The sequence below is a fragment of the Lysinibacillus sp. NPDC096212 genome (assembly GCF_044763105.1).
GTDB lineage: Bacteria > Bacillota > Bacilli > Bacillales_A > Planococcaceae > Lysinibacillus.
Genome location: NZ_JBIWFQ010000035.1, coordinates 1 through 23,604 on the forward strand (window position 1 = coordinate 1; position 23,604 = coordinate 23,604).

Sequence of the window (23,604 nt, forward strand, 5' to 3'; positions counted from 1 at the left end):
ATATCAACAACCGACCAAGAAAATGTCTTGGTTGGAAAACTGCAAACGAGGCTTTTAATGAGCAATTGTTGCACTTAATTTGACAAATCATCTTAAGTAAAAAGTCCATGTTTTCCCTTCATTGTCACTTTCCCAGTTGTGTGCTATGTGAGGGATTACTGTGTCTTGTTCTTGATTATAGGTTACGAGTGTATCTCCTAGTTGATAAATAATAAAGGTCTCAAAGGTAATAGAGGTATGTAATGGATCCAGTGTCGTTAATTCTCTAGTTCGAGCAGTTCGTAACACGTCCCTTGGTTGCCCGGATGATTGAATGCCGAATAAACTTTGAATTTCTTGCGATACATTGGCGATCCAAGTTTTTGGAATAGGCAATTGCAATAGTAAAATAACTTCCTCCAATTGATCGCGTTGAACTAGCTGTTTTACGGCATCCTCAATTTCTTGTTGAAAGGGTTTATAAAACACAATTTGTGAAGGATTTCCTCTACCTTTACCCGGAGCATAGATTAGTTTGCCTGCCTCTCCGAACTGTTTTAGCTTACGTTTAACACTTTTTTGTGTACAAAACCATAAGCTCTCCAATTCATAAAGTTTGCATTCAGCAGTCTGTTGTTCTTCTCTAGGATATAAAAAAGCCCTCATCTGGAAATAAGAATAATTCTTCATCATCAATCTCTCCTTATCCACTTAAAAGGGGACATTTATGATTGGATTATACCCTTTTTTTCCACTATTGAACAAAGCATAATGAGGTGGGGGTGGAAGTAATGTTCAAAAATTTACATCGTAACATTCAAATAAGAATTTATACATCTTTTATGAGCCGAGTTGTTGGTTCAATGGTTTTTCCATTCATGGCTATTTATTTTACAAAAGAGCTGAATGCTATCTATGCAGGAATTCTTCTTTTAATCCAATTGATTGTTCAATTTATCGCAAGTTTATATGGGGGTTACTTAGCTGACTCAATAGGCAGGAAAAAAATGATGGTCATTGGTGAATGGATGAAAGTCCTAGCATTTGCGGGGATGATTGTTGCCAATTCACCAGCCTTTACATCTGCTTGGGTAACTTTTTTAATGCTGTTAGTAATGAGTATATCTACTGGCTTTATTAACCCTGCTGCTGAAGCAATGCTGATTGATGTCAGCACAAAAGAAAACAGGGCTTTAATGTACTCCATCAATTACTGGGCTGTAAACTTATCCATGATGCTTGGATTAATTATTGGCGGTTGGTTTTTCCAAACGCACTTTTTTCAACTGTTAATCTCATTGCTGATTATTTCCTTTGTAACATTGTGGATGACGAAGTCGTTGATCCAAGAAACTTTCAGTGTCACAGCTGGTGAGGAAAAAAGAAGTGAAGATTCCTATGGCATAAGATCTATTATACAAAGCTATCGCACTGTTATTACCAATGTGCCCTTTGTGTTATTTACGCTCGGAGGTATTGCTATTCTTTCAATTGAATTTCAACGTAACAATTTCATTGCAATAAGATTGGAAAAGGAATTTCTTACACGGGTTGTGACATTATTAGGGGATTTAAATATTACACTGGACGGTGTAAAGCTTTTAAGTCTATTAACAGTGGAGAATACATTGATAATTGTGTTGTTTACAGTAGTTTTCACAAAATGGATTAAAGAAAAATCGGTTCAAAAAGTTATGTATTTTGGATTTTTATTATTCGGGTTAGGCTATTCAATTCTTGCCTTTTCAAATAATTTAACGCTTTTATTTATTGGTGTTGTTGTGCTTTCAGTCGGAGAATTAATGTATGTACCTACAAGGCAATCCTTGCTGGCGGAAATTGTAGATGATTCCCGTCGAGGTGCTTATATGGCTTTTAATGGATTTGTCTTTCAAATAGGCAAAATATTTGGTGTTCTCGGGATCATGGTAGGAGAAGTATTGAACGGAATTGGAATTGGGATTGTCTGTGTACTTTTCGCTTTTCTTGGCATGTTCTTTTCTCGATGGGCCCTGATGAAGCGTGATAGTAAGCGTAAAGTAATTCTAACTACTAAGGTAATTTCGAGGTGAAGGTATATGAAGACAAAGAAATGGAATGAGATAGATCATTATTTTAGCACTAAACTTTATAGTTCTGATGATGTTATGGATTCAGTATTATAAGCGAATTTAGAAGCGGATTTGCCTGCTTTGATGTAGCTCCGAACCAAGGTAAGCTGTTGTACTTGCTTGCTAAAATGAAGGGAGCAAAAAACATTTTAGAAATCGGAACCCTTGGCGGATACAGTAGCATTTGGCTAGGGAGAGCATTACCCGATGATGGACATCTAATAACACTTGAATTTGATGCAAAGCACGCAAAAGTAGCTGAAGAGAACATAAAAAGGGCCGGTTTAGAAAAGAAAATTAAAGTAATGGTGGGACCTGCACTGGAAATATTACCGACCCTAAAAGAAAAGGGCTTTACTTATTTTGATTTTATGTTTATCGATGCAGATAAACAAAACAATCCCCATTATTTGAAATGGATGATAGAAATTTCAAGACCAGGGACAGTTATTATTGGGGATAATGTAGTTCGTCAAGGACATGTTATTGACGACGACAGTGAGGATTTAAATGTTCAGGGAATTCGTCAATTTATAGATTTATTATCTGAGGAATCACAGATAGATGCTACAGCCATTCAAACAGTTGGGAGCAAAGGATATGATGGTTTTGTTTTGAGGGTTGTGAAGTAAGAAGCTATACTCATAAATAACTGTGAGCGGGAATCAACCATACGCTATGGTGATGAGCCCAATTTTATGATGGAGGATAATATGAATGAACTTTAAACTATTCGAAGATGAAATTGAAGATTTAGTGGAATTATTAACTCAAAACAAGTGGATTTATCATACCGACCAAAATCTAAAAGAGGAATCCGTTCGAAAAGCATTTGCAGAAGGATACTATCACAGCGATCGCGAGACGCATTGGATAATTGATAATGAAGAAAAGGTCGGGATTATTACAATTCATGACATAAGCGATACGATCCCGTTATTCGATATCCGTTTAGATACGCGTTATAGAGGAAGAGGATACGGAGTAAAAACACTTCTTTGGTTACAAGATTACCTGTTTGGAGAAAAAGGTAAGATTCGTATCGAGGGTTATACGAGAGTTGATAATATTGGTATGAGGAAATGTTTTGCGAAAGCTAGTTTTGTAAAAGAGGGCTATTTAAGAAATGCTTGGGAAAATGCAGATGGTACTGTAACAGATAGTATCGTTTATGGTGCAATCAAAGATGATTGGATTTTAGGTAGCACAACGCCCATTAAAATCGATGACATACCATTTTAAAACTATAGGTTTGTTTTATCTGCGCGAAAGCGAAGCGACAGCGGCAAGTGTTTTATCTGTGCGAAAGCGAAGCGACAGCGGCAAGTGTTTTATCTGTGCGAAAGCGAAGCGTCAGCAACAAATGTTTTCTGTAGCGAAAGCAAAGCGTCAGCTACAAAGCGCCCAGTCGGAACGGAAATCAACCACTCGTTATAGTGATGAGCCATATTAATTAAGAAAAGCAGAGATGTTGATACCATAACATCTCTGCTTTTTTAAAACATTAAACAAACATGTTGACGTAAATTGAACCATCGTGTTATTATTATCTCGAATTCAAGATAAATAAATTCAAGATAAATGAATTCGAACCTTTTAATCCATGTAGAAAGTAAAGTTTTACTTTTCATCATAAGGAGGTAATCATATGGGTTTTTTAAATAAATTATTTGCTTCAAAAAAAGAGGAGGAAAAAACAATGGCAGAATTAAATATCGGAATTATTATCGGATCAACACGCGAAGGTCGTGTAAGTCCACAAGTAGCACAATGGGTAAAAGAAATCGCAGATCAACGAGGAGATGCAAACTATACAATTATTGATATCGCAGATTACAAATTACCTTTACTAGGTGAACCAGGGCAAGACGCTTCAGGCGCTCAAGCTTGGTCAGAAATCGTTGCAAAACAAGATGGATTTGTATTTATCGTACAAGAGTACAATCACTCTATTACAGGAGCTCTTAAAAATGCACTAGATTATTTACGTGTAGAATGGAATAACAAAGCTGCAGGTATTGTATCGTATGGTTCTGTAGGTGGTGCACGTGCAGCTGAACATTTACGTGGTATTATGGGTGAGCTTTTAATTGCAGATGTCCGTGTGCATCCAGCATTGTCACTATTCACAGACTTTGAAAATGGTACTGATTTCAAACCAAAAGCAGTGCAATCAGATTCTGTTAACCAAATGTTAGACCAATTAATTCCTTGGTCAAAAGCTTTATATACAATTCGATAATATGTTCAAAGATTGAGGTAGAACGTTATTGGATAAAGTATAGGTGAGAAAGACATTTATCATGAAAGGGACTGTTAACATGAAAAAACATACTGCGGGTATTCACCATATCACAGCCATTGTTGGGCATCCACAAGAAAATATTGATTTTTATGCTGGTGTATTTGGCCTACGTTTAGTTAAACAAACGGTAAATTTCGATGACCCGGGCACATATCATCTTTATTTTGGTAACAAAGGTGGTAAACCTGGTACAATTATTACATTCTTTCCATGGGCAAATGCTTATCAAGGACGTATTGGTGATGGTCAAGTTGGCGTAACTACTTATGTTGTACCAGAAGGAGCACTACCTTTTTGGATTAATCGTCTTGCAAAATTCAGTATTCCATTCCAAAAAGCTGAACGCTTTGGTGAACAAGTAATACAATTTGATGATCCACACGGACTTCATGTTGAATTAGTTGCACGTACAGAAGGCGAATTGAATGAATGGACATTTGGTGAGGTAACTCCTGAGGTTGCGATTAAAGGATTTGGTGGTGCAACACTTTATTCAAGTCACCCAGAAGAAACAGCAAAAGTCTTAACCGAAGTTATGGGGCTTGAGAAAGTAGCAACGGAAGGCGAGTATACTCGTTATAAATCCATTGCAGATATCGGCAATACGGTAGATTTAAAAGTTGTTCCTGGTATGCGTGGTCAAATGGGAGTCGGAACAGTTCATCATATTGCCTGGAGAGCCCAGGATAATGCGGATCATCTAGAATGGCAAGAGTATGTAATGAATCATGGACAACATGTAACTGAAGTGAAAGATCGTAATTATTTTAATGCGATTTATTTCCGTGAACCCGGTGAGATTTTATTTGAAATTGCGACAGATCCACCTGGATTCGCTCATGATGAAATACCTGAGACAATGGGTAGCCAATTAATGTTACCATCTCAATACGAACAGCATCGTGAACAATTGGAAAGAACATTAATTCCAATCAAAGTGCGTGCGCTTGATTAAAGGAGATGGGACGTTTGATTTCAATTGATCCTAAGAAAAATACGGAACGTGAGAATTATAAGTTATTGATTGGCAGTATTATTCCGAGACCTATTGCCTTTGTTACGACAAAGTCAGAGCAAGGGGTCATCAATGGTGCACCTTTTAGTTTTTTTAATATCGTGTCTTCCAATCCACCGATGATTTCTCTGGCCGTTCAAAGACCAAATGGGCGCTTAAAAGATACCGCTCGCCATATCCATCATCATCAGCAATTTGTTGTGCATATTGTAGATGAGGATAATGTTAAGCAGGTGAATGAAACGGCAGCTTCATTACCTGTAACTGAAAGTGAAATTGATCGAGTTCAATTTACATTAACCGATAGTGAGCTTATATCTGTACCAGGTATTCAAGAGGCAAAGATTCGAATGGAATGCCGTTTAGTACAGACGATTCCTTTAATGAATGGTGACGAACAGACAGGTGATTTGTTTATTGGTGAAGTCGTACAATATCATATAGATGAGACCCTTTATAATGAAGGACGAATTGATCCAAGAAAACTAAAAGCAGTTAGCAGACTAGCCGGCTCAAATTACGCAAAAATTGGAGATATATTTGAGATAGAACGTCCAGAATAAAAAATAAAATGCGAAAATGTTGACTTAACAGCATTTTCGCATTTTTACTTTATCCAAAAATTCTTTCGATATTCACTAAATCTTCTTTTGTTAATGGGATATCGCTTGCTTTCACATTGGTAGCCACTTGGTTTTTATGTTTTCCGCCTGGGATAACTGCATCAATACCATCTTGAGCTAATAACCAAGCAAGCGCTAGATTTGGTAATGTCGTTTGTTTTTCCCCTGCAATTCCTTTTAATCCATCTACTTTTAATAATGTTTGTTCAAATAATTCACCTTGGAATAAAGGATCCGAAATTCGCCAGTCTCCAGTGCTTAACTTAAAGTCTTTTGTATACTTGCCACCAAGTAGACCATATGCAAGTGGACCGTATGGAATAAATGAAATATCATTTTTTACACAGTAAGGCAATAAATCTTGCTCTGCTGAACGGTTTAACATATTGTACGGAGATTGTAACACTGAAATATCATTGTGCACATTAGCTTCTATAAGTTGATCTAATGTAACGTTTGAAATGCCAATTGCTCGGATTTTTCCTTCCTCTTTTAAGCGTGATAATTCACCAATCGACTCTGCAAGAGGGGTCTCGTTGTCTGGGAAGTGTAAATAGTAAAGGTCCACATAATCCATCTGTAGACGATTTAAGCTATTTTCAAGTGCACTTCGTAAATATTGCGGATGATTATTTGTTTTTACTGAACCATCCTCAAACCAGTGTCTACCTCCCTTTGTCGCTAAAACAAAATTTTCCCTTTGATATTTATTTAATACTTCGCCAACAAGTTCTTCTGAACGCCCTTTTCCATATATGTCAGCTGTATCGAAAAAAGTTATCCCTAAGTCAAGGGCAGCGGAGACTAGCTCTTTCCCATTTTGTTCATTTAAGTTTTCATATAAGTTATGGCCACCTACAGCATTCGTCCCAAGACCAATTTCGGAAATCTTAATATTTGTTTTTTTTAATGTATGAAATTTCATATTCCTACCTCCTCTGTTTTCTGTAATCAGAATAGAGTAAAAAAAATATTTTACCAACATACAAAGTTATAGTTTCATATATAGAAACAAAAGCGTTTTAATTGCAAATAGAAGATCGGTTGAAATTTTCTTTTATGCTAACAGGTAATTGATTTCTTCCGTCAATTGCTTGCTTGCCTCTTCTAACCTTTTGACAAATGACCGTATGGCCGTTTTCTTAATTTGATTCGTCGAACCGTGCAAAGCAATTGCGCCGATGACTTCTTCATTCACATAAATCGGAACTGCAATACAAATTTTACCTACATTCGTTTCTTCGTGATCAACAGCATATCCCTGTGCTTTAATGACCTGTAAATGAGGAATCAATAGGCCATAATCATAGAAGGTTTTTGTTGTAAATGTATTTAGTTCAATACTATTTAATAGTTCACGTTGTTTTTTAGCTGACAGATGAGCTAATACTACTTTTCCGAGTGCGCTTGAATGCATAGGTGTCCGAGTATCGATTGCTTGATAAGCAGGATGTTCAAAAGGCTCCCTAATCACATTTTTTATCACCATCTCACAATCTTCCAAAATACCAATGTAAGTAGTTATTTCTTCTTGGCGAGCTAATTGATATGGCGCCACGAGAGACGTCCATTGGATATCTTTGTGCCAATATAAGTGCTCATCCCTAAAGATATGCGGATTTAATTGATAATACTTATTATATTTAATTACATAATTCATTTTTTCTAGCGTATAAAGCATGCGAAAAACGGACGTCTTATTCATTGATAGTTCTTCCATAATTTCAGTTAATGTAAGAGAATGCTTTTGACGTAATACATCTAAAATCAAAAGACCCTTTTTTAATGTTGATACTTCATAGGAATCCATGTTGCCCTCCCCTAACTTCTCAAATAACTTATTATAGCCTATACAAAGCCATGAAATACTCATAGTAACCATTCTTACTATTATAACGGTAATCTTTTATAACTTCTCAATCTTCAAATATAAACGATCTCAAATTTGTAAAGTAGTGGACAATTATAAAAAATGTCAGTGTTTTTTTGTATGAAGTGTTGATTCTCCTCTTACTGGAGGTAATACACTTTGATTTGAATCAGCAAGATCAAAAAAACAAGGAGGTTTTTCATTATGAGGTCTATTGAATTGTTTTATATCATCTTTAATATTGTTTTGCTAGGTTGGTTAGTCTTTGGTAGAAACAAGTCACGGCAAGGGGTGCTGATAGGTGGTGGTATGTCTATTCTATTTCTGCTTGTCCATGGGATCATAGAAGGTATGCGCTGGCAAATGATTCCGACCTATTTAATGACATTATTTTTTATCGTTGTTGTTGTGATAAGGCACTTTTTTAACCCAAAAGATCAAAAAGAACAACAATCAAATATGTGCCGATCACGCGTTGTTCTTAATTCAACATTAGCTGTACTTTATTCTGCTGTAGCAGTTAGTCTGCCTATCGTGCTTCCGGTATTTACTTTTGAAAAGCCAGTGGGTCCGTACAAAATTGGAACAGTCACCTACGATTGGGTGGATACTCAAAGGGAAGAGACTCTTACACCGGAGCCTGATGACAAACGCGAATTAATGGTACAAATCTGGTATCCTGCTGATACGACTGCTAAAGGTAATACGGCTCCTTATATTTCCGATTCTGATGTTTTTGCAGAGGGGTATAGTAAAATCCTGAATTTACCGAAGTTTTTATTTGCAAATTTTGGTTATGTCAAAACACATGCTATTGAGAACGCTGAGATTTCTAATCAGGAAACAACCTATCCGGTGCTCCTGTTTTCTCATGGTTTTAGTGGACATAAAAATCAGAACACTTTTCAAATTGAGCAATTAGTCAGTCAAGGCTATATCGTGGTAGGTATGGATCATACTTACAGTAGCACGACTTCAGTCTTTTCTGATGGTCGTGTAGCAAATTACGTGCCTCAAAAAACTGAATCAATTGCATATTTAGATAAAGCAAATGAAGGTTGGGTAGAAGATGCTAAATTTGTGCTGGATCAAGTGGAGCAGCTGGCCCAGAATGATCCTGAAAACCGTTTTACAGGTCGAATGGATATGGAGAATGTAGGTATGTTTGGTCATTCCTTTGGTGGAGCAACAAGCACCCAAATGCTAATGACAGATTCAAGAATAAAAGCAGCTCTTAATATGGACGGTGTTTTATATGGAAAACTCCGAGTTCCTGTGGATGGGCTGAAGAAGCCGTTTATGATGATGAGTGCCGATGACACAATCAGAGAGGCGAAGGAAACGGATGGTAAGGAGCTCATCGAGTTTGTAAAGGAAACTTTGCCACGGTACGAGTATGTAACTGTGGGAGGAAACTATTGGATGAAAATTAAAGATATGAAGCATATGGGCTTCTCCGATTTATACCTGTTTTCACCGCTTTATGAACGGATGGAAGGGGTCGACATCCAAAAGGCATACCGATTAATTAACGATTATTCATTGGATTTCTTCGATCATTATTTGAAGCAACAGCCATTCAAACTATTGGAGCAAAATATAGGCGATCATCCAGAGTTTACGTTACTGAAAGGTTGACTACCAAAACGAATAGTTGAGGGTGTTTAGCCCTCGATTATTCGTTTTATGATTCTTCCATATGTTCAAGCCGCCATTCTATTCCTTGAAATAGTAATTGATTGGCTTTTGAGAGTTGGTAGTATTGTGGGCTTAGAATAGCACATAACGTTTCGCATCGTTCGAGTCGTTTGGTTTTGGTTAATTGAATATATTCTGTAAAGTAGCGGAAGTGATCTTCTTTATTGTCCAATTGCTGTGAGTTCGCATACAGCCAAGCAGTGTCGTCGATAATGGTCTGTACAATTGGACTGTTGGCAGGCAATTTTTGCTTCAGCGCCTTATTCAATCGATCATGGATGTTCTCAAGCTTTCTGACCAATGTTGTAGCATTATATTTTGACTGATGAACAATATTAAAGTACAGAAATTCAGTATTTTTCAAGTCTTTTATAAACTGAGGATCATTTATAAGCTCCTGTAATTCATGCCAAGTAGCTGTTTGTTTGGCGGAGCCTTTCACTTGATTAATAATATATTTATCAAAATAATAAAAAAACGAATCTTTCCACTCTTTAGGAATGCCAATTAATAATTGGCATTCCTTCAATTTTTTATCGATAAATTGTTTTTTATGTTCGGTATTTATTGTTCGTTCGTTTACTAAGTTATGAATATACTGCAATGAATCCCCGTCATGTTCCTTTGCTTGACGAAGAATCGATATCATATCCATAAGCGTAGTAACCTGTGTCTCCATCGATTCGATCTGCCAATCAAGTGTTTTATCAACTGATATTTCTTCAGATATCATTTTGCTTATTTCATCAATTCCGAAATCCAGATAACGCAGGTTTGTAATCATTTCAAGGCGCCATATATCTTCAGCTGTGTACAATCGATGTCCACCCTCAGTATAACTTGTAGGTTTCAGCAATCCAATTTCGTCATAGTAACGGACTGTCTTTATCGTGGATCCTATCATTTTAGCTGTTTCACCTATTGAATATTTTTTTTCTTCCAAATGATTACACCTCCTGATTGGATCACTTATATCTAACAATGATAAATAAACAAAAGTCATTATGCTAGTAAAGAATTTATTTCTCTTATTTTACGATAAACGGGAAATAGATTAATCCTTAAAAGGTCGAATGACATAAATTGCAGGAATCAATAACAACTATTGCATTAGGAGAGATCGAGAGAAAGGACTTATCAGGCAAGTAATGCTGATTATGGCACTAATTGAGGAATTGGACTTGCCCACTGTGAAGTTTAGCTTCTTCATCAGCAACGTAACATAAGTGAACTATTAACTCGTTTTCTAGTAAAAAGGTAAATTGTTATAATAATCAAATTGTTGACTCAATTCGAAAATGCAGATAATATACTGTTTATTGATAAAAATACATAAAAATGAAATTTATTTTCTTTTTTTGAAAGTGGAGTGGTTATTATGGCGAATTTTTTACGGAAGAAGTCAATCGAGCAAGCCAATAAAATAACTGAAGTCGAACGTTTTAAACTTAAGCGTGAACTAGGGTCGTTGCAATTATTGCTGTATGTACTAGGGGCTACAATAGGAGCTGGCATTTTTGTACTGCCAGGAACTACAGCTGCTCTACATGCGGGTCCTGGTGTCGTTGTTTCATTCTTAATAGGGGGTCTTGTAACAATAGCAGTTGGATTAGCCTATGTCGAATTCGCAGCGATGGCCCCTGTTGCCGGGAGTGCTTACACCTATTCTTATATTGCGTTAGGTGAAATGATTGCTTGGATAATCGGTTGGGATTTATTATTAGAATTTATCGTTATTTCTAGTACAGTCGCAGTTGGCTGGAGTGGCTACGTCAATTCGTTTTTACAATCTGTGGGAATTCACTTGCCAGAAGTTTTAACAAAGGATATTGCTCATGGTGGGATTGTGAATCTACCTGCTGTGGCTGGTTGGCTTATTGTAGCTTGGATTTCAATGAGTGGAATTAAAAATGTGGGCCGATCAAATATGTTATTTACAGCTGCTAAGGTTGGCGCGATTATTTTATTCCTTGCTATAGGGGCTTTTCACGTTAACCCTATAAACTGGACACCGTTTACACCATTTGGCTGGTCAGGTGTAATGGCGGGAGCGGCACTAGTGTTCTTTGCCTTTACCGGATTTGATGGTGTAACAACAGTTCTTGAGGAAGTAAAAAATCCACAAAAAACAATACCAAAAGCTTTAATTGGTGGTCTAAGTATACTAACGCTTATTTATGCAATTGTTGCACTAGTATTAACAGGTATTGTACCATCCCCTGAGTTGGATGTTCCAAATCCTACTGTATATGCACTAGAATCTGTTGGGATTCAATGGGGAGGTGCTATCATTGCAGTATCAGTTATTTTTGGATTGCTTGCTACGATGATTGCAAATACAACAAGTGCGACACGCGTGCTGTTTGCAATGAGCCGAGATGGACTTCTACCAGAACGTATTGCACAAACAAATAAAAAAACAGGAGTACCTGTATTATCAACTTTAATTGTAGTTGTAACAGGCATTCTCTTATCAGGATTTTTATCGATCGGAGAATTAGCGGAATTTGCTAACATCGGCGGTTTAACTGCTTTTGCTTTAACAACAGTTAGTGTTGTTGTTCTTCGCTATACACGACCAAATCAACCACGTGTATTTAAAGTACCTGCGCTATGGCTTGTAGCAACTGTAGGTGTTGGAGGATGTATTGTATTAATTTTTAGTCTGCCGCTATTTACTATCGTGCGCTTTTTGATTTGGTTAGCGATAGGTTTAGTTATTTATATAGGCTATGGATACAAGCATGCTAAAATAAGCTCTAAAAATGAAGATCTATAAATATGATGAACACCTCTTTAGCTCTAAAGAGGTGTTTTTATAACTAAATTAAATCAGAGCTGGACGCACATCCTTGTAAAGATTGACATATTATAAGTTTAAATTCCCTTACATATCCAGGATTCAAATTCAAACATGAAAGGTGATTGCCAAGAAAGTCGTTTATTATTAGCTTTTTTGTGCCGTATTTATTTCCCCATCTAAAAAACATTATCTTCGTTAAATCTTGAAGTTTTCAAGATTCTTCACCTATTTCTGGTTCCAACTTCAGTTGAGTGAATGGCTCTTCGGCTTTCTCCATCCAATTTGTCCAGATACTCTAAGGTACTGTTAGTTCAAATTGATGTACATAAGGAGCAACTAGTGATGAATGTCCTTTAAGGTTTGTAACTTTCAAATACGCCATACTTTCTATTATTTTCAGTTTAAAATTTTTATAAGAATATCATACTGAAACTGAGGAGTAATGCCAAAATCTGCTCTTGATTACAAAAGTATTTTTGGATGAAAGCACATGGAACGGAGGGAGGCTTAGAGCCTGTGAAATGTGTACCCCTGGAAGTCATGTGAAAATTTTGGTGAAGAGCAGAAACAAAAGAAAAAAATTATAATTTTAATACTATTATAAAAGAACTTACATTGGATATGATGGTGTTCAAAGGGTTATAATAGACTAATAGAATTAAGGCTTATAACGCTGATACAGCTTTCAAAAATATTGTTATTAATTTGATAAGGCATACTATTCTTTTCGCTCCTTGGATGCATTAATTTATTATGAGACTTATAAAGCGCAAGTATTTAAGTCTTATTCTAAGTATTAATGGAAATAATAATCCAATGAAGGGGGCGTTTACATAAGAATGATACGTAATGTTTTACATCAATTTATTAATTGTTTTTGTTCATTTGATAGCGAAACCCAGGCAGTAAAGGCAGCAAAGCCGTTTTGTAGAAGGAGTGAATACATGAGTAATTTCTTTCGAAGCAATGGATTTAAACGTTTTTTAATCCTAGTTGGGATCGCTATTGCACTATATATGATGCGAAGTATGATCAATCTTATTCTTCTCACGTTCATTATTACTTACTTGATGAATCAACTTACCACGAAGACAACAAAAGAGGTTAGAAAGTACGTACGGATGGGCGAGAAGGCTGTGACAGTTACCCTCTATCTTTTACTTGTTGCAGGTATTGTTGCAATTATCTACAAGTATTTGCCTATCGTGACCCAACAAATTACACAGCTCTTTGATCTTATTGCTAGCTTTAGTCTCAATCCAAATGATAACGAGATTGCGAGGTATTTAGCTCCAACCTTTGACAAGATTGAACTGGGTAAATATTTAGAGCAGGGTGTAGACCTCACGCTAAAAAATCTTACGAATATTGGTAAAATCATTCTGCATATTTTCATCGCATTAATTTTGAGCTTGTTTATTTTACTTGAGAAGAAACGTATTATAGAATTTACAGCAAAATTTAAAGATAGTAAAATGAGCCATCTCTACGATGAACTACATTATTTCTCAAAGATATTTATTCGTTCTTTCGGTAAAGTTATTGAGGCGCAGTTCATTATTGCCGCTGTTAACTGTGGTTTATCTGTTATTGCATTATACATTATGGGCTTCCCGCATTTAATTGCGCTAGGAATTATGCTCTTTATACTGGGATTGGTGCCAGTTGCAGGGGTCATCATGTCCTTGATTCCTCTAACTATAATCGCATACAGTATCGGTGGTCCTATGTACATTGTCTATATTTTGATGATTGTTATGGTACTACATGCATTGGAGGCATACTTCTTAAATCCAAAGCTGATGTCTGCCAAGACGAATCTTCCAATTTTCTATACATTCATCGTCATTCTCTTCTCAGAGCATTTTCTTGGTGTATGGGGATTAATTATTGGTATTCCATTATTCATGTTCCTTCTGGATATTCTAGGAGTTACATCCTCAGAGGATGAACTGGAACAGGCGATGGAAATACAAGAGGATAAAAAAATTGAATAAAGTTTTCGTTCAAAAAGGAATCAAGTGTGTATGATTCCTTTTTATTTTTGTTTATAGAAAATATTTACATATGCTAAGATGAACTATGAATGTGTTGACAAGTTAGGGGGGAGAGAAGTGAGTAAATCATTAAGTTGCTAGATACGAAAGCAGCCCATGCAAAGCCTAATTTTGATATGGCAATACTTTGTATGGGGTGAATTCCAATATTTGCCTTGAAGTATTTCTTATAAAATTAGCTTTGCTACCTTGTTTTATTAATTTCAAAATAAAAATGAGGGGTTGGAATAAATGGCTTATAAGAAGGCTTCAGTTATCTTACCAAAAGAGCTTTTATTAGAAATCCAAAAATATGTTCAAGGTGAAACGATTTATATTCCTTAAATAGAAAACACTTATTTAGAGTGGGGTGCTCGTTCAGGCACAAAGAAATATATTGAGGACAGGAATAAGTCTATAAAAGAAGCGTTTACGAATGAAGCTTCAATTGAACAATTATCTACGGAGTATCATTTAGCGGTAGAAACGATTAAAAAAATTGTATATACGAAGTAATTTTTAAAGCACTAGCAGTGGATATGTTAGTGCTTTTCATATGTCTAAAACGTTTCTAAATTAAACTAGGCATATTCTTTCTACTACAAATCTTGTTCAATAGTTAAAGGGAGGGGTTTTTTATGATTGCAGGGCAAGGTGTATTTTTAAGACCAATTACAGAAAAAGATGTTGATAGTATCTACAAGTGCTTTCAAGATGAAGAAATTATGTATATGACAGGTACACGTAACATTTTAACGAAGGATCAGATTAGAGAGGCTTTGATTCGATTTAGCGAAGATTCCACACGCCATGATTTTGCTATTTGTTTAGTAGAAAATAGCCAAATTATCGGTGATTTAACCATTATGGAAATAGACTTAGACAATAAAAAAGCAATATTTCGCATAGCTTTACATAGTATAGAAGATTGCGGCAAGGGATATGGGGCAGAGGCAGTTCAGCTTGTTCAAAAATTTACGTTCGAGGAGCTTCAGCTTAATCGCCTAGAGTTACAAGTTTTCTCTCATAATATTCGGGGAATCAAATCGTACGAAAAGGTAGGCTTCAAAAAGGAAGGAACTTTAAGGCAATCCTTATATATGAACGGTAAGTATTTTGATGAAATAATTATGAGTATTCTCCGTGATGAATATATGCAATTAAAAAAGAGCCATTAGTATAGCTAACCCCCTCTCGATTATTGTATTGAAAGGGGGTTAACTTTATTTATATTGCTTTATTTTAAGGAACTTGCTTCTGAGAAAATAGTATGTGTTTTTTTCTTCATAAATATAAAAATTAATAATGCGGTAATACCTTCAGCGACGGGGAATGTCCACCAAATAGCTTGTGGGCCAAGTAATTTAGGCAATAGTACGAGAGCAGGGATAAATAATATAATACTGCGAAGTAACATTATGGTTGTTGCAAGACGAATTCTTTCAATAGATTGGAAGAATTCCGCAAAGACCATGTTCACTCCAAGGAATACATATCCAATTGCAAAGTGTACAAAGCCTTGAGCTGCCATATTACGAATTTCAAACGTACTATCACCGAATAATGCTATTAGCTGAGAAGGGAATAATGTAGCAATTATGACAGTAGTTAAACCTAGAATAAATGCAGTGGCTATACCGATTTTCAATAACGCTGTTAATCTCTCAATTAATCTCGCACCGTGGTGATAACTAACGAGAGGCTGTAGGGCCATGCCGATACCAAGGAATACAGTTAATAGTACGGTATGAATATAGTTAATCATCGCGTAGGCGGTTACTCCATCTGAGCCCAAATAGTGTAAAAATGTCACATTATATAAAATAACCATAACAGCGACGGAGGCCTCAACAATAAAGCTTGGTAGCCCAATAGCAAAAATTTTCTTTAGATCAGATAGGTTGATAAAATTACGCACAAATTTTAATTCGGATTGCTTTCGGAAGAAATGTAGGCAAAGCACCGACATACCGATTATTGTGGAAAGTGCTGTAGCCAGGGCACAGCCAGTTACGCCGTAGTGGAGCACGAAAATAAAGATGTAGTTTAAAATAATGTTTAACACAGATGTAGTGATTAAACCCATCATCGCAAGCTTTGGATTGCCATCATTTCGAATGAAAATGCTTAGTAAGTTTTCAATTGTGTAGAACACACCGAAAATCAAAATAACATGTAAGTAGTCTTGTACATAAGGAAAGGTAGCATCACTTGCGCCGAATATATAGGAGATTTCCTTTAAATTGAATAAAAGTATTAGAATCAGCGTCATAACGACAACGACCATTGCTGTAAATGCTAATGTAAAGAGCTGGTTCGCTCTTTTTTTATTGCCCTCACCGAGAGAAATTGAAAATAGTGTTGCCCCACCCATACCAATCCAAAGGGAAATAGAGAGTAAAATCGAGAATATGGGTACAGCGATATTTACTCCAGCTAAAGCGGTTGGCCCCACTCCGTGACTAACGAAAATACCATCCACTAAAATATTGACTGACATCAGCAACATACCAATCATAGCTGGAAATAAGTATGATAAAAACAAGGGCTTCAGTGGTCTTGTTTCAATTGGATTAATGGTAGTCATGAGCATGTACCTCCTTTACCATCACCTTTTCGCCTTTGTCATCTAGCTCACCGTTAAAGACGAACCCAAACTTTTTATATAGCTGAATAGCTACTATATTATTGTCATAAACGCTTAAATATATATTTTGACAGCTGTATTTAGCTACTAAATAATTTATTAGCTGCTGTAAAAAGTATTTTCCCAATCCTTTGTTCTGATAACGCTCATCAATGAAATAGCGATCCAACCAAACACGTTTTGTATTGTCCTTATGTGGGAACACACCATACATAGCGAAGCCGACTGCAATATCTCCTCTATACAATCCAACAGGAATAAAGCGTTCGTCTATTTCTGCTTCCGCTAAACATTGCTTTGTACTTTCAATAAAATCTTGCTGATGATCAGCAATACGTAATGCTAATACTTTCTCTTTGTTTAAAGCCGTAATGTCACGAATTTCCGTGAACATAATGTCAAAACCTTTCTATTTTTAATTTCTTTCAGCCGGTCCCGGACGCATTGTTTATCTGTGCGACAGCAACAAATGTTTTCTGTAGCGACAGCTACAATTATGTCGTGGCATAATTGATTGTGAATAGCTACAATCTAATGTATATAGTAACTATATGGTCAAGGAGGGAAACTTAAAAATGTTTAATAAAAATGTAAAATATTTTACAACTGGTGAGTTCGCCAAAATTTGTAAAGTCAATAAACAAACGCTAATTTATTACGATCAAATCGGTTTATTATCCCCAATTATGAAGGATAGTAAAGACTACCGTTATTATTCCATTGCACAATATGAATTTTTTAGTGTGATTGAGCTATTAAAGGCGGTTGGTATGTCTTTAAAGGATATTCAAAAATATATGGCAGAAAAATCACCTGAAAATTTCTTAGAATTAATGTATCAGCAAAAGGAAATTGTAGCGAAAAAACGTCGAGAGCTGGAGATGATTGAAAGCATTATTGATGTAAAAATCGATTTAACAGAGGAAGCCTTACACATTGATTTTGATAGTATTACGGTTGAGCATCTGCCAGTGGCCACATTGTATTTAAGTAAAAATATCGAGGATTCGACGGAAGAACAGTTTACGAAGGCTATTTCAGATTTTATTGATGAATTAGATCGCTCTCAATTAGACACAGGTTATCCCATAGGAGGGATTACAAGAAGAGAGCAAGTATTAGCCGGCAACTATGATAATTATAGTCATTTGTATATAGAGCAACCACACCCACGAGAAGGTCATCCTTATTTCGAGGCGATTGAAGGAGATTTTATTGTTGGATACCATGTAGGAGATTCTACTACACTTGGTGAAACTTACGAGCGATTATTTAAGGTTATGCAGGAAAAAGGTTTTGAACTAGGGCAGTACGTATTTGAAGAATATATTTATGATGCTGTTATTAGAAATCGTGAAGAGGATTATGTAACGAAAATTATGATAGAAATTAAAAAAGGTTGTTGATAAGTTAACTATCAACAACCCGGCTTTCCAATATGCTTTAGTGCAACGTTAAGTTTATATCAGGATGTTCCTTCTGAATTTCTTCTAATTTATTGTCATTGATTCCTTTTAAATTTTTATTAAAAAAGCCTACTGACAATTCATTAATCAGTTTAAAAATAGCATTCACATCTGCGCCAGATTCATTAATAATTGGTGAAACTGCTGCTAAATCTGTAAAACTTCCATGATTTGTTTTTGGAATAATAGCTGTGTAAACACCAGGCTTTTCAATCGTTTTATTTCTTAAATAGGATTCTACAAACAATTCATCTCGATTACCTGGTTGTTGGCTATATGCTTCTTTCATAAAATTAATGGATGCCTCCGCATTCAAAAGCATAAACGGCTTTTCTGGGCCATTTGTTGGCATAGCGTCACCATATAAACCACCATCCATATCAATTGCCGCTTTAATGCGATCATCTTTTACAAGCATTTGTGCAGAAGTCGCACCACCAAAAGAGTGGCCGAGCATACCAATATTGTCATAATCAATTAACGCTGCAATTGCTTTAAAATTCTTATCAAAATCACCTTTAATGACCTCATCTAAAACAAATGATGTATCCTGTTCCCAAAGCTTGATACGACCACTCAGGAAGGTAATTGTATTTTCAATTGGTGTAAAATCCACACGATCTCCATCTGGAAATACAGTTGTTGTCGCATCACCTGTAAAGTTTAGAGCGACAACTACATAGCCATGGCTTGCTAACTCCTCTAGTTGGAAGGTGTTTTGGCGACTATATAAACTCATTCCATGGGCAAAGAATAGAAGCGGGAATTTGCCTTTTGCCTTTATCGGCGTCGCATCTTTATAAGAATGGGTTTCCGTCAATCCTAAATGTGTTGTAGCGATATACGGAAAACTTTGTGTGATTGCTAATTGTTGTGTTAAGGCCTCTATATGTTCAAAGTAAGGAGAGAGCTGTCCAGTCCCTTTTTCAGCAGGATAATAGACTTGTATCATTAATTCTCGATTTACCTGATGATTAGGTACGACAAATTCTTTACGATTCTTATCGATGAGGTGAAATTCCTGGGTTCCTACTGAATATTCACCTGTAGGTTCAGAAAAAGATATGATTGGAAAAAGCTTTGGTAAGGTGAACATTCCAAATGCTGCTGCAGCAATACCTACAAGTTTAAAAATCTTCATACTTAATTTTTTTGAAACAATCGTGCTTTTAGGCTTTACAAAAACCTGCAGTGTCAATACTAATGAAACAATATAAGCAGGGATTATACGCCAGTTAGCGCCAATTGAAATAATTGTAGCTAATAGTAATATATAGTTGGCAACTAACATAAAAACATTAATTTTAGTTATCCCACGCTGTCTAAAAGTCAGTAAAATGCTTGATAATAATAAAACAATCGTAAATATAACTTCTAAGGTTTTCATATTACATCTCCTTTTACATACATGCGAATGTATGTAATTGTTCGGTGGTGTAGAATTACAAGCAGTCGATACATACATACAAATGTATGTATGTGACTAAAATAATAAACTACATAAAGTAGTCTACTATTCGTGAACTTTATCAAATAAAGCTAAAAAAACGTTCTTCAATTCATCATTTACCAGTGGCATTCCAATCCCTTCGAACAGTAAACTAATATGTTCGATTTTTTGAATAAACTCAGCTCGGCTTACACGAAATATTTCTGGATTCATCCAAATGTCAAAAAGCATTGTGAAGGTCTCAGCTGCTTGCTTCGGAAAAGCAATTTGTAGTGATCCGTCTCGATTTCCTTCTTCAATAATTTTTTGAATGCCTGGCGCAACAACCAGTATTCCTTCTGTGATGCGACTATAAACAAACTCAGCAGAATTCATTTTTAAAGGGATGGTGGATAGGTTTTCTTCTTTGACACTTTGAGAAATTGAAAAAGAAATTCCTTGCCTTAAACGTTCTAAAGCATTTAAGTTTTCTAAATCGGATATTTCATTAAAATAATTATTTGCCATCAGCATTTCTTTTGTAATGGCATCAATAACATCAGCACGTGTTTTAAAATGATGATAGAAAGCTCCTCGAGTGATATCTCCCACATCATCTACAATCTCTTGAATTGTTACATTGTCCCAACCATTTACAGTGAATAATTTAACAGCTGATTCAATAATTCTTTTTCTTGTAACTTCTGGATATTTATTTCTGGCCATAAAATATCTCCTTATAGATACATTCGAATGTATTTATAATAATAGAGTGAGACATTTTAATTGTCAACAACATACTATTTAATTCAAAGCAGTTAGAAAAGAACTAAAAAATAGCAAACTAGAAAAACTAGTTTGCTATTTTTATATTCTTATTTTATATAATGTGGTTTACTTACTTTATCAATCAGCAGAAGGCCATCATATTGATCTCGTGGAACAAGACTTTCTTGAATCATTCCCCAGCTATACGATAAACGTGGCTCAAACATCCATGAGTTTCCTCGCTCATTTTGACGGTTTCGCATGTCGATAAATGTGTATGGTTTATTTGAAGATGATAGAATATCCTCGATTGATCCTTTTACTGTCGGTAAAACGGCCATAGGTTCACCCATATTGTTTGCTGTTTCGCCACTAGTCATATAAAGACCAAGTACATAACTATATTTCTTATAGATATCTGGTAGACGTTCACCCATCAATTTTACCGGATAAGGAGAACCCATTACTTCGGATTGTGCTTTACGAATATGGTCATTATGCGCCCAGACGATAAATTTTTCAGTTGGATAAATCTCCTCTGCTAACCAAAGAAGGTTTTCCATCATTGATTGGTCACGCCATTCCATTGTCTTTAAAAAAGAATCATATTTATTTTGTTCTAAATCAATATTTGATTGAATTGATAGTTCTACATAGTCGTCTGCTAAACGGATACGGTCAGCTAAAGTACGTTCCATAAGCTTTACAATATGAGGCTCGCTCGGATAAGCTGCTTTTAACTCTTTTTCTTTTAGCTGAACTTGAGATTTTACTTGTTTATACACTTCGATAATGCTTGGTTTCGCCTTTTGGTAGCCTTTTAGATCCGTACCAAAGCTCCAGTCTACAAGTTGCTTCTCTACTTCACTGAACTGTTTAGCAAGCTGACTATTTTGCAGCCACTCACCATTCGTGAACGCACCTTGCTGTTGAATATCAAAGCCTGCTAATTTCAAAGGTTTATCGGTATTCTGTGTTTTTTTAGCATACTCAAATAACGGCAGTGTTTCTTTTGACCACCATACACCAAAAATAGCATCCTTCATCGTTTGTTGCGCTGTTTGTTTATCAATTTGTCCTTGCGCATTCATGGCATTCCCCATACCGCTTTCAAAGGCTAGGACATTGTAGCCCATTTCTTGGTGTAAAAATTGAATTAAACGTGTTTTCGCTAGGCTAAATTCTGCTGCGCCATGTGAACTTTCCCCTAAAAAAACGATGCGCTTATCATGCAATAAAGGCTTTAACATCTCTAAATCTTCAAATTTAGTGGATGGAATGTTTTGTTGACTAATTGCTTCAGGTTGAATAGATGTTAAGCCGTAAGCATGATCGTTTGTCCACTTTTTCCAATCTTGAAGTGTTTCATTGGATGTGCGGGCTTGCTTTACTTCTAAATTGTTCTCCAAAGCTACACGTTCTTCTATCGCTGGAACTGCTGCCGATGCATTTGATACTCCGCTGAACGCTGTAAAGCTTGCTAACGCAATACTTAATGATAATAAAACCTTACGATTCTTACCTTTTGTCACTTTCTATCAGTCCTTCGCTATATGTTAAGGTCAATTATAGATAGTGAAGTTTAAAGTAAAAGGGGAGTTTGTTTAAATTTTGTTTAAATTTGGTTGGGTGTCATTATTTTGGGTTATTCGAGCGGAGGCAGATAAAAAAACATCTCCATAGCGTATGTACACTGTAGAGATGTTAACTATTTTATTTATAGTGATACGTGCTAGCTCTCGGATTATTCCGCTGTATTTGATTGAACCATGCACGATCCTTTTCCTCTTGTTTTAAAGTGTTAACGATGGTTGATGAGCAACTAACACAGATTTTTGCCTGAGTAACTTGTCCGCAGCGCTCACAGGGTGCGCCTAAATTAGGGAAAATCGATTTTTTAAATTTTCCTGTTTTTACCCATTTATAGAGTAGCTCAGATGAAACCCCAGTTAATGTAACTACCTCATCGTTCGTTAAATAGCGATTATTTTTTCTCAGTAAAAAATGATGTAGTTCTGAAAAAATATCTTCTTCTCTCACATCAATCCTTTTATTAAATAGCTGCATGTTGATTATTCTCCTCGTTTACTTCAATTGATGACTTCTCCTATATGGTCATTTACATTGTTAGGTTGCTCATCATATTTATAATTTTCCCAGCGATTTCGTGCTAGTTTTCGATATTTATTGGAGACATTTCGATCTGCTATTAGTCGAGAGAATCCTTTTTTCGCTTCAGCAATATCTCCGAGTCGAAGGCTTAATTCTGCATGTAAAAATTGAATTCTCTCTCCGCCCTCTTGATTGGATGCAAAAGATTTGCTGTAAAAGTCCCTTGCAGCAAAGAGGTAGCGCAATTCTGATTCATGATCATTTTTTAAGCGATATAGCCAGGCTATTTTTAGTGCGAAATTAGCCATAAGAAGTGACTCTTCCATTGATGCCCTTGATACAAGATAAGCTAATTTAAGGCTTACAATGGCATCATCGATTGTACGTTCCTTGCACATATCCATTGGTTTTTGAAGCGCTTTTATGTATAGCTCATCAATAAGAAGCATGAAAGGCCCATATGTTCTTGTCATAGATTTGTGGTAAGCATAGCCACAATGTGGACAGACGGCAACTTCATACAATAACGGGTTTAAACCTTCGTAAACGGGCATGAAGTCTGTTTGTTCTTCGATAATTTTATATCGATTAGGGCGTACTTTATATGTGGTAAAATGCTTCTTGCAAAACTTGCAATCCACACTACTTTCATAGTAGTAAATGTTAAATGCCATAAGAATCAACTCCTTTACATAAAAAACGATTATTATTTCTTTTGTTCTATTTATACGATGGACAGTAT

Annotated in this window: 22 protein-coding genes and 1 pseudogene; 12 read left to right on the forward strand and 11 right to left on the reverse strand. The window is 35.9% G+C overall.

Features of this window, described 5'->3' with window-relative positions; translation table 11 throughout:
* Positions 1 to 87 precede the first annotated feature (87 nt).
* Positions 88 to 669 (reverse strand): SgrR family transcriptional regulator, encoded by a 582-nt coding sequence (locus ACIQ7T_RS24355; RefSeq protein ID WP_402874299.1) that lies wholly within the window; start codon positions 667 to 669, stop codon positions 88 to 90.
* 101 nt (positions 670 to 770) lie between these two features.
* Here ACIQ7T_RS24355 and ACIQ7T_RS24360 point away from each other — a divergent pair, with 101 nt between their 5' ends.
* From ACIQ7T_RS24360 to ACIQ7T_RS24385, 6 genes are all read left to right on the forward strand, one after another.
* Positions 771 to 2,051, forward strand: a complete 1,281-nt coding sequence (locus ACIQ7T_RS24360) for an MDR family MFS transporter (RefSeq protein ID WP_402874302.1) — start codon at positions 771 to 773, stop codon at positions 2,049 to 2,051.
* Positions 2,052 to 2,206: 155 nt separating this feature from the next.
* Positions 2,207 to 2,722, forward strand: coding sequence for an O-methyltransferase (locus ACIQ7T_RS24365; protein WP_402874305.1), 516 nt, complete (start codon positions 2,207 to 2,209; stop codon positions 2,720 to 2,722).
* Positions 2,723 to 2,807: 85 nt separating this feature from the next.
* Positions 2,808 to 3,332 carry a GNAT family N-acetyltransferase gene (locus ACIQ7T_RS24370; RefSeq protein WP_402874307.1) on the forward strand — a complete coding sequence of 175 codons (525 nt, stop codon included), beginning with the start codon at positions 2,808 to 2,810 and terminating at the stop codon, positions 3,330 to 3,332.
* A 406-nt stretch (positions 3,333 to 3,738) separates the two neighbouring features.
* Positions 3,739 to 4,332: an NADPH-dependent FMN reductase gene (locus ACIQ7T_RS24375; RefSeq protein WP_370077263.1), complete on the forward strand. Its 594-nt coding sequence runs from the start codon at positions 3,739 to 3,741 to the stop codon at positions 4,330 to 4,332.
* 79 nt (positions 4,333 to 4,411) lie between these two features.
* On the forward strand, positions 4,412 to 5,350 hold the full coding sequence (locus tag ACIQ7T_RS24380; protein ID WP_402874310.1) for a ring-cleaving dioxygenase: 939 nt from the start codon (positions 4,412 to 4,414) through the stop codon (positions 5,348 to 5,350).
* Between the two features lie 14 nt (positions 5,351 to 5,364).
* The gene (locus ACIQ7T_RS24385) at positions 5,365 to 5,973 is read left to right on the forward strand and encodes a flavin reductase family protein (RefSeq protein ID WP_370077260.1); all 609 of its coding nucleotides are present in this window, start codon (positions 5,365 to 5,367) and stop codon (positions 5,971 to 5,973) included.
* Between the two features lie 49 nt (positions 5,974 to 6,022).
* Here the strand turns inward: ACIQ7T_RS24385 and ACIQ7T_RS24390 are convergent, their stop codons facing one another.
* A complete protein-coding gene (locus ACIQ7T_RS24390) occupies positions 6,023 to 6,958 on the reverse strand; it encodes an aldo/keto reductase (protein WP_402874313.1) in 936 nt (311 codons plus the stop codon).
* A gap of 132 nt (positions 6,959 to 7,090) precedes the next feature.
* Positions 7,091 to 7,843, reverse strand: coding sequence for an IclR family transcriptional regulator (locus ACIQ7T_RS24395; protein WP_370077256.1), 753 nt, complete (start codon positions 7,841 to 7,843; stop codon positions 7,091 to 7,093).
* A gap of 264 nt (positions 7,844 to 8,107) precedes the next feature.
* Between ACIQ7T_RS24395 and ACIQ7T_RS24400 the strand changes: the two genes are divergently transcribed.
* Complete coding sequence (locus ACIQ7T_RS24400) at positions 8,108 to 9,541, forward strand: alpha/beta hydrolase family protein (RefSeq protein ID WP_370077254.1); 1,434 nt, start codon at positions 8,108 to 8,110, stop codon at positions 9,539 to 9,541.
* Positions 9,542 to 9,587: 46 nt separating this feature from the next.
* Here ACIQ7T_RS24400 and ACIQ7T_RS24405 read toward each other — a convergent pair whose 3' ends face one another.
* On the reverse strand, positions 9,588 to 10,544 hold the full coding sequence (locus ACIQ7T_RS24405) for a MerR family transcriptional regulator (RefSeq protein ID WP_402874317.1): 957 nt from the start codon (positions 10,542 to 10,544) through the stop codon (positions 9,588 to 9,590).
* 435 nt (positions 10,545 to 10,979) lie between these two features.
* Between ACIQ7T_RS24405 and ACIQ7T_RS24410 the strand changes: the two genes are divergently transcribed.
* The 4 genes and pseudogenes from ACIQ7T_RS24410 (at position 10,980) to ACIQ7T_RS24425 (ending at position 15,618) form a co-directional block, all read left to right on the forward strand.
* Positions 10,980 to 12,380, forward strand: coding sequence for an amino acid permease (locus ACIQ7T_RS24410; protein WP_370077252.1), 1,401 nt, complete (start codon positions 10,980 to 10,982; stop codon positions 12,378 to 12,380).
* Between the two features lie 968 nt (positions 12,381 to 13,348).
* Complete coding sequence (locus ACIQ7T_RS24415) at positions 13,349 to 14,401, forward strand: AI-2E family transporter (protein ID WP_370077250.1); 1,053 nt, start codon at positions 13,349 to 13,351, stop codon at positions 14,399 to 14,401.
* A 291-nt stretch (positions 14,402 to 14,692) separates the two neighbouring features.
* Positions 14,693 to 14,956: pseudogene (locus ACIQ7T_RS24420) on the forward strand (CD3324 family protein).
* A gap of 122 nt (positions 14,957 to 15,078) precedes the next feature.
* Positions 15,079 to 15,618, forward strand: a complete 540-nt coding sequence (locus tag ACIQ7T_RS24425) for a GNAT family N-acetyltransferase (protein WP_370077248.1) — start codon at positions 15,079 to 15,081, stop codon at positions 15,616 to 15,618.
* Positions 15,619 to 15,677: 59 nt separating this feature from the next.
* On the opposite strand, the gene ACIQ7T_RS24430 is transcribed toward ACIQ7T_RS24425, so the two are convergent.
* Together ACIQ7T_RS24430 and ACIQ7T_RS24435 are read right to left on the reverse strand one after the other, a co-directional pair.
* Positions 15,678 to 17,027, reverse strand: a complete 1,350-nt coding sequence (locus ACIQ7T_RS24430) for an MATE family efflux transporter (protein ID WP_370077246.1) — start codon at positions 17,025 to 17,027, stop codon at positions 15,678 to 15,680.
* The gene (locus ACIQ7T_RS24435) at positions 17,014 to 17,481 is read right to left on the reverse strand and encodes a GNAT family N-acetyltransferase (RefSeq protein ID WP_370077244.1); all 468 of its coding nucleotides are present in this window, start codon (positions 17,479 to 17,481) and stop codon (positions 17,014 to 17,016) included. Before ACIQ7T_RS24435 ends, ACIQ7T_RS24430 begins: the two co-directional genes overlap by 14 nt.
* A gap of 181 nt (positions 17,482 to 17,662) precedes the next feature.
* Between ACIQ7T_RS24435 and ACIQ7T_RS24440 the strand changes: the two genes are divergently transcribed.
* A complete protein-coding gene (locus tag ACIQ7T_RS24440) occupies positions 17,663 to 18,493 on the forward strand; it encodes a MerR family transcriptional regulator (RefSeq protein ID WP_370077242.1) in 831 nt (276 codons plus the stop codon).
* A gap of 37 nt (positions 18,494 to 18,530) precedes the next feature.
* Here ACIQ7T_RS24440 and ACIQ7T_RS24445 read toward each other — a convergent pair whose 3' ends face one another.
* The 5 genes from ACIQ7T_RS24445 to ACIQ7T_RS24465 form a co-directional block, all read right to left on the reverse strand.
* The gene (locus ACIQ7T_RS24445) at positions 18,531 to 19,940 is read right to left on the reverse strand and encodes an alpha/beta hydrolase family protein (RefSeq protein WP_370077240.1); all 1,410 of its coding nucleotides are present in this window, start codon (positions 19,938 to 19,940) and stop codon (positions 18,531 to 18,533) included.
* 126 nt (positions 19,941 to 20,066) lie between these two features.
* The gene (locus tag ACIQ7T_RS24450) at positions 20,067 to 20,708 is read right to left on the reverse strand and encodes a TetR/AcrR family transcriptional regulator (RefSeq protein ID WP_402874325.1); all 642 of its coding nucleotides are present in this window, start codon (positions 20,706 to 20,708) and stop codon (positions 20,067 to 20,069) included.
* 149 nt (positions 20,709 to 20,857) lie between these two features.
* Positions 20,858 to 22,282 carry an erythromycin esterase family protein gene (locus ACIQ7T_RS24455; RefSeq protein ID WP_402874327.1) on the reverse strand — a complete coding sequence of 475 codons (1,425 nt, stop codon included), beginning with the start codon at positions 22,280 to 22,282 and terminating at the stop codon, positions 20,858 to 20,860.
* Between the two features lie 181 nt (positions 22,283 to 22,463).
* Positions 22,464 to 22,817 (reverse strand): hypothetical protein, encoded by a 354-nt coding sequence (locus ACIQ7T_RS24460; RefSeq protein ID WP_402874330.1) that lies wholly within the window; start codon positions 22,815 to 22,817, stop codon positions 22,464 to 22,466.
* Between the two features lie 23 nt (positions 22,818 to 22,840).
* Positions 22,841 to 23,536, reverse strand: a complete 696-nt coding sequence (locus tag ACIQ7T_RS24465) for a DUF2225 domain-containing protein (RefSeq protein WP_402874333.1) — start codon at positions 23,534 to 23,536, stop codon at positions 22,841 to 22,843.
* Positions 23,537 to 23,604: the final 68 nt, after the last annotated feature.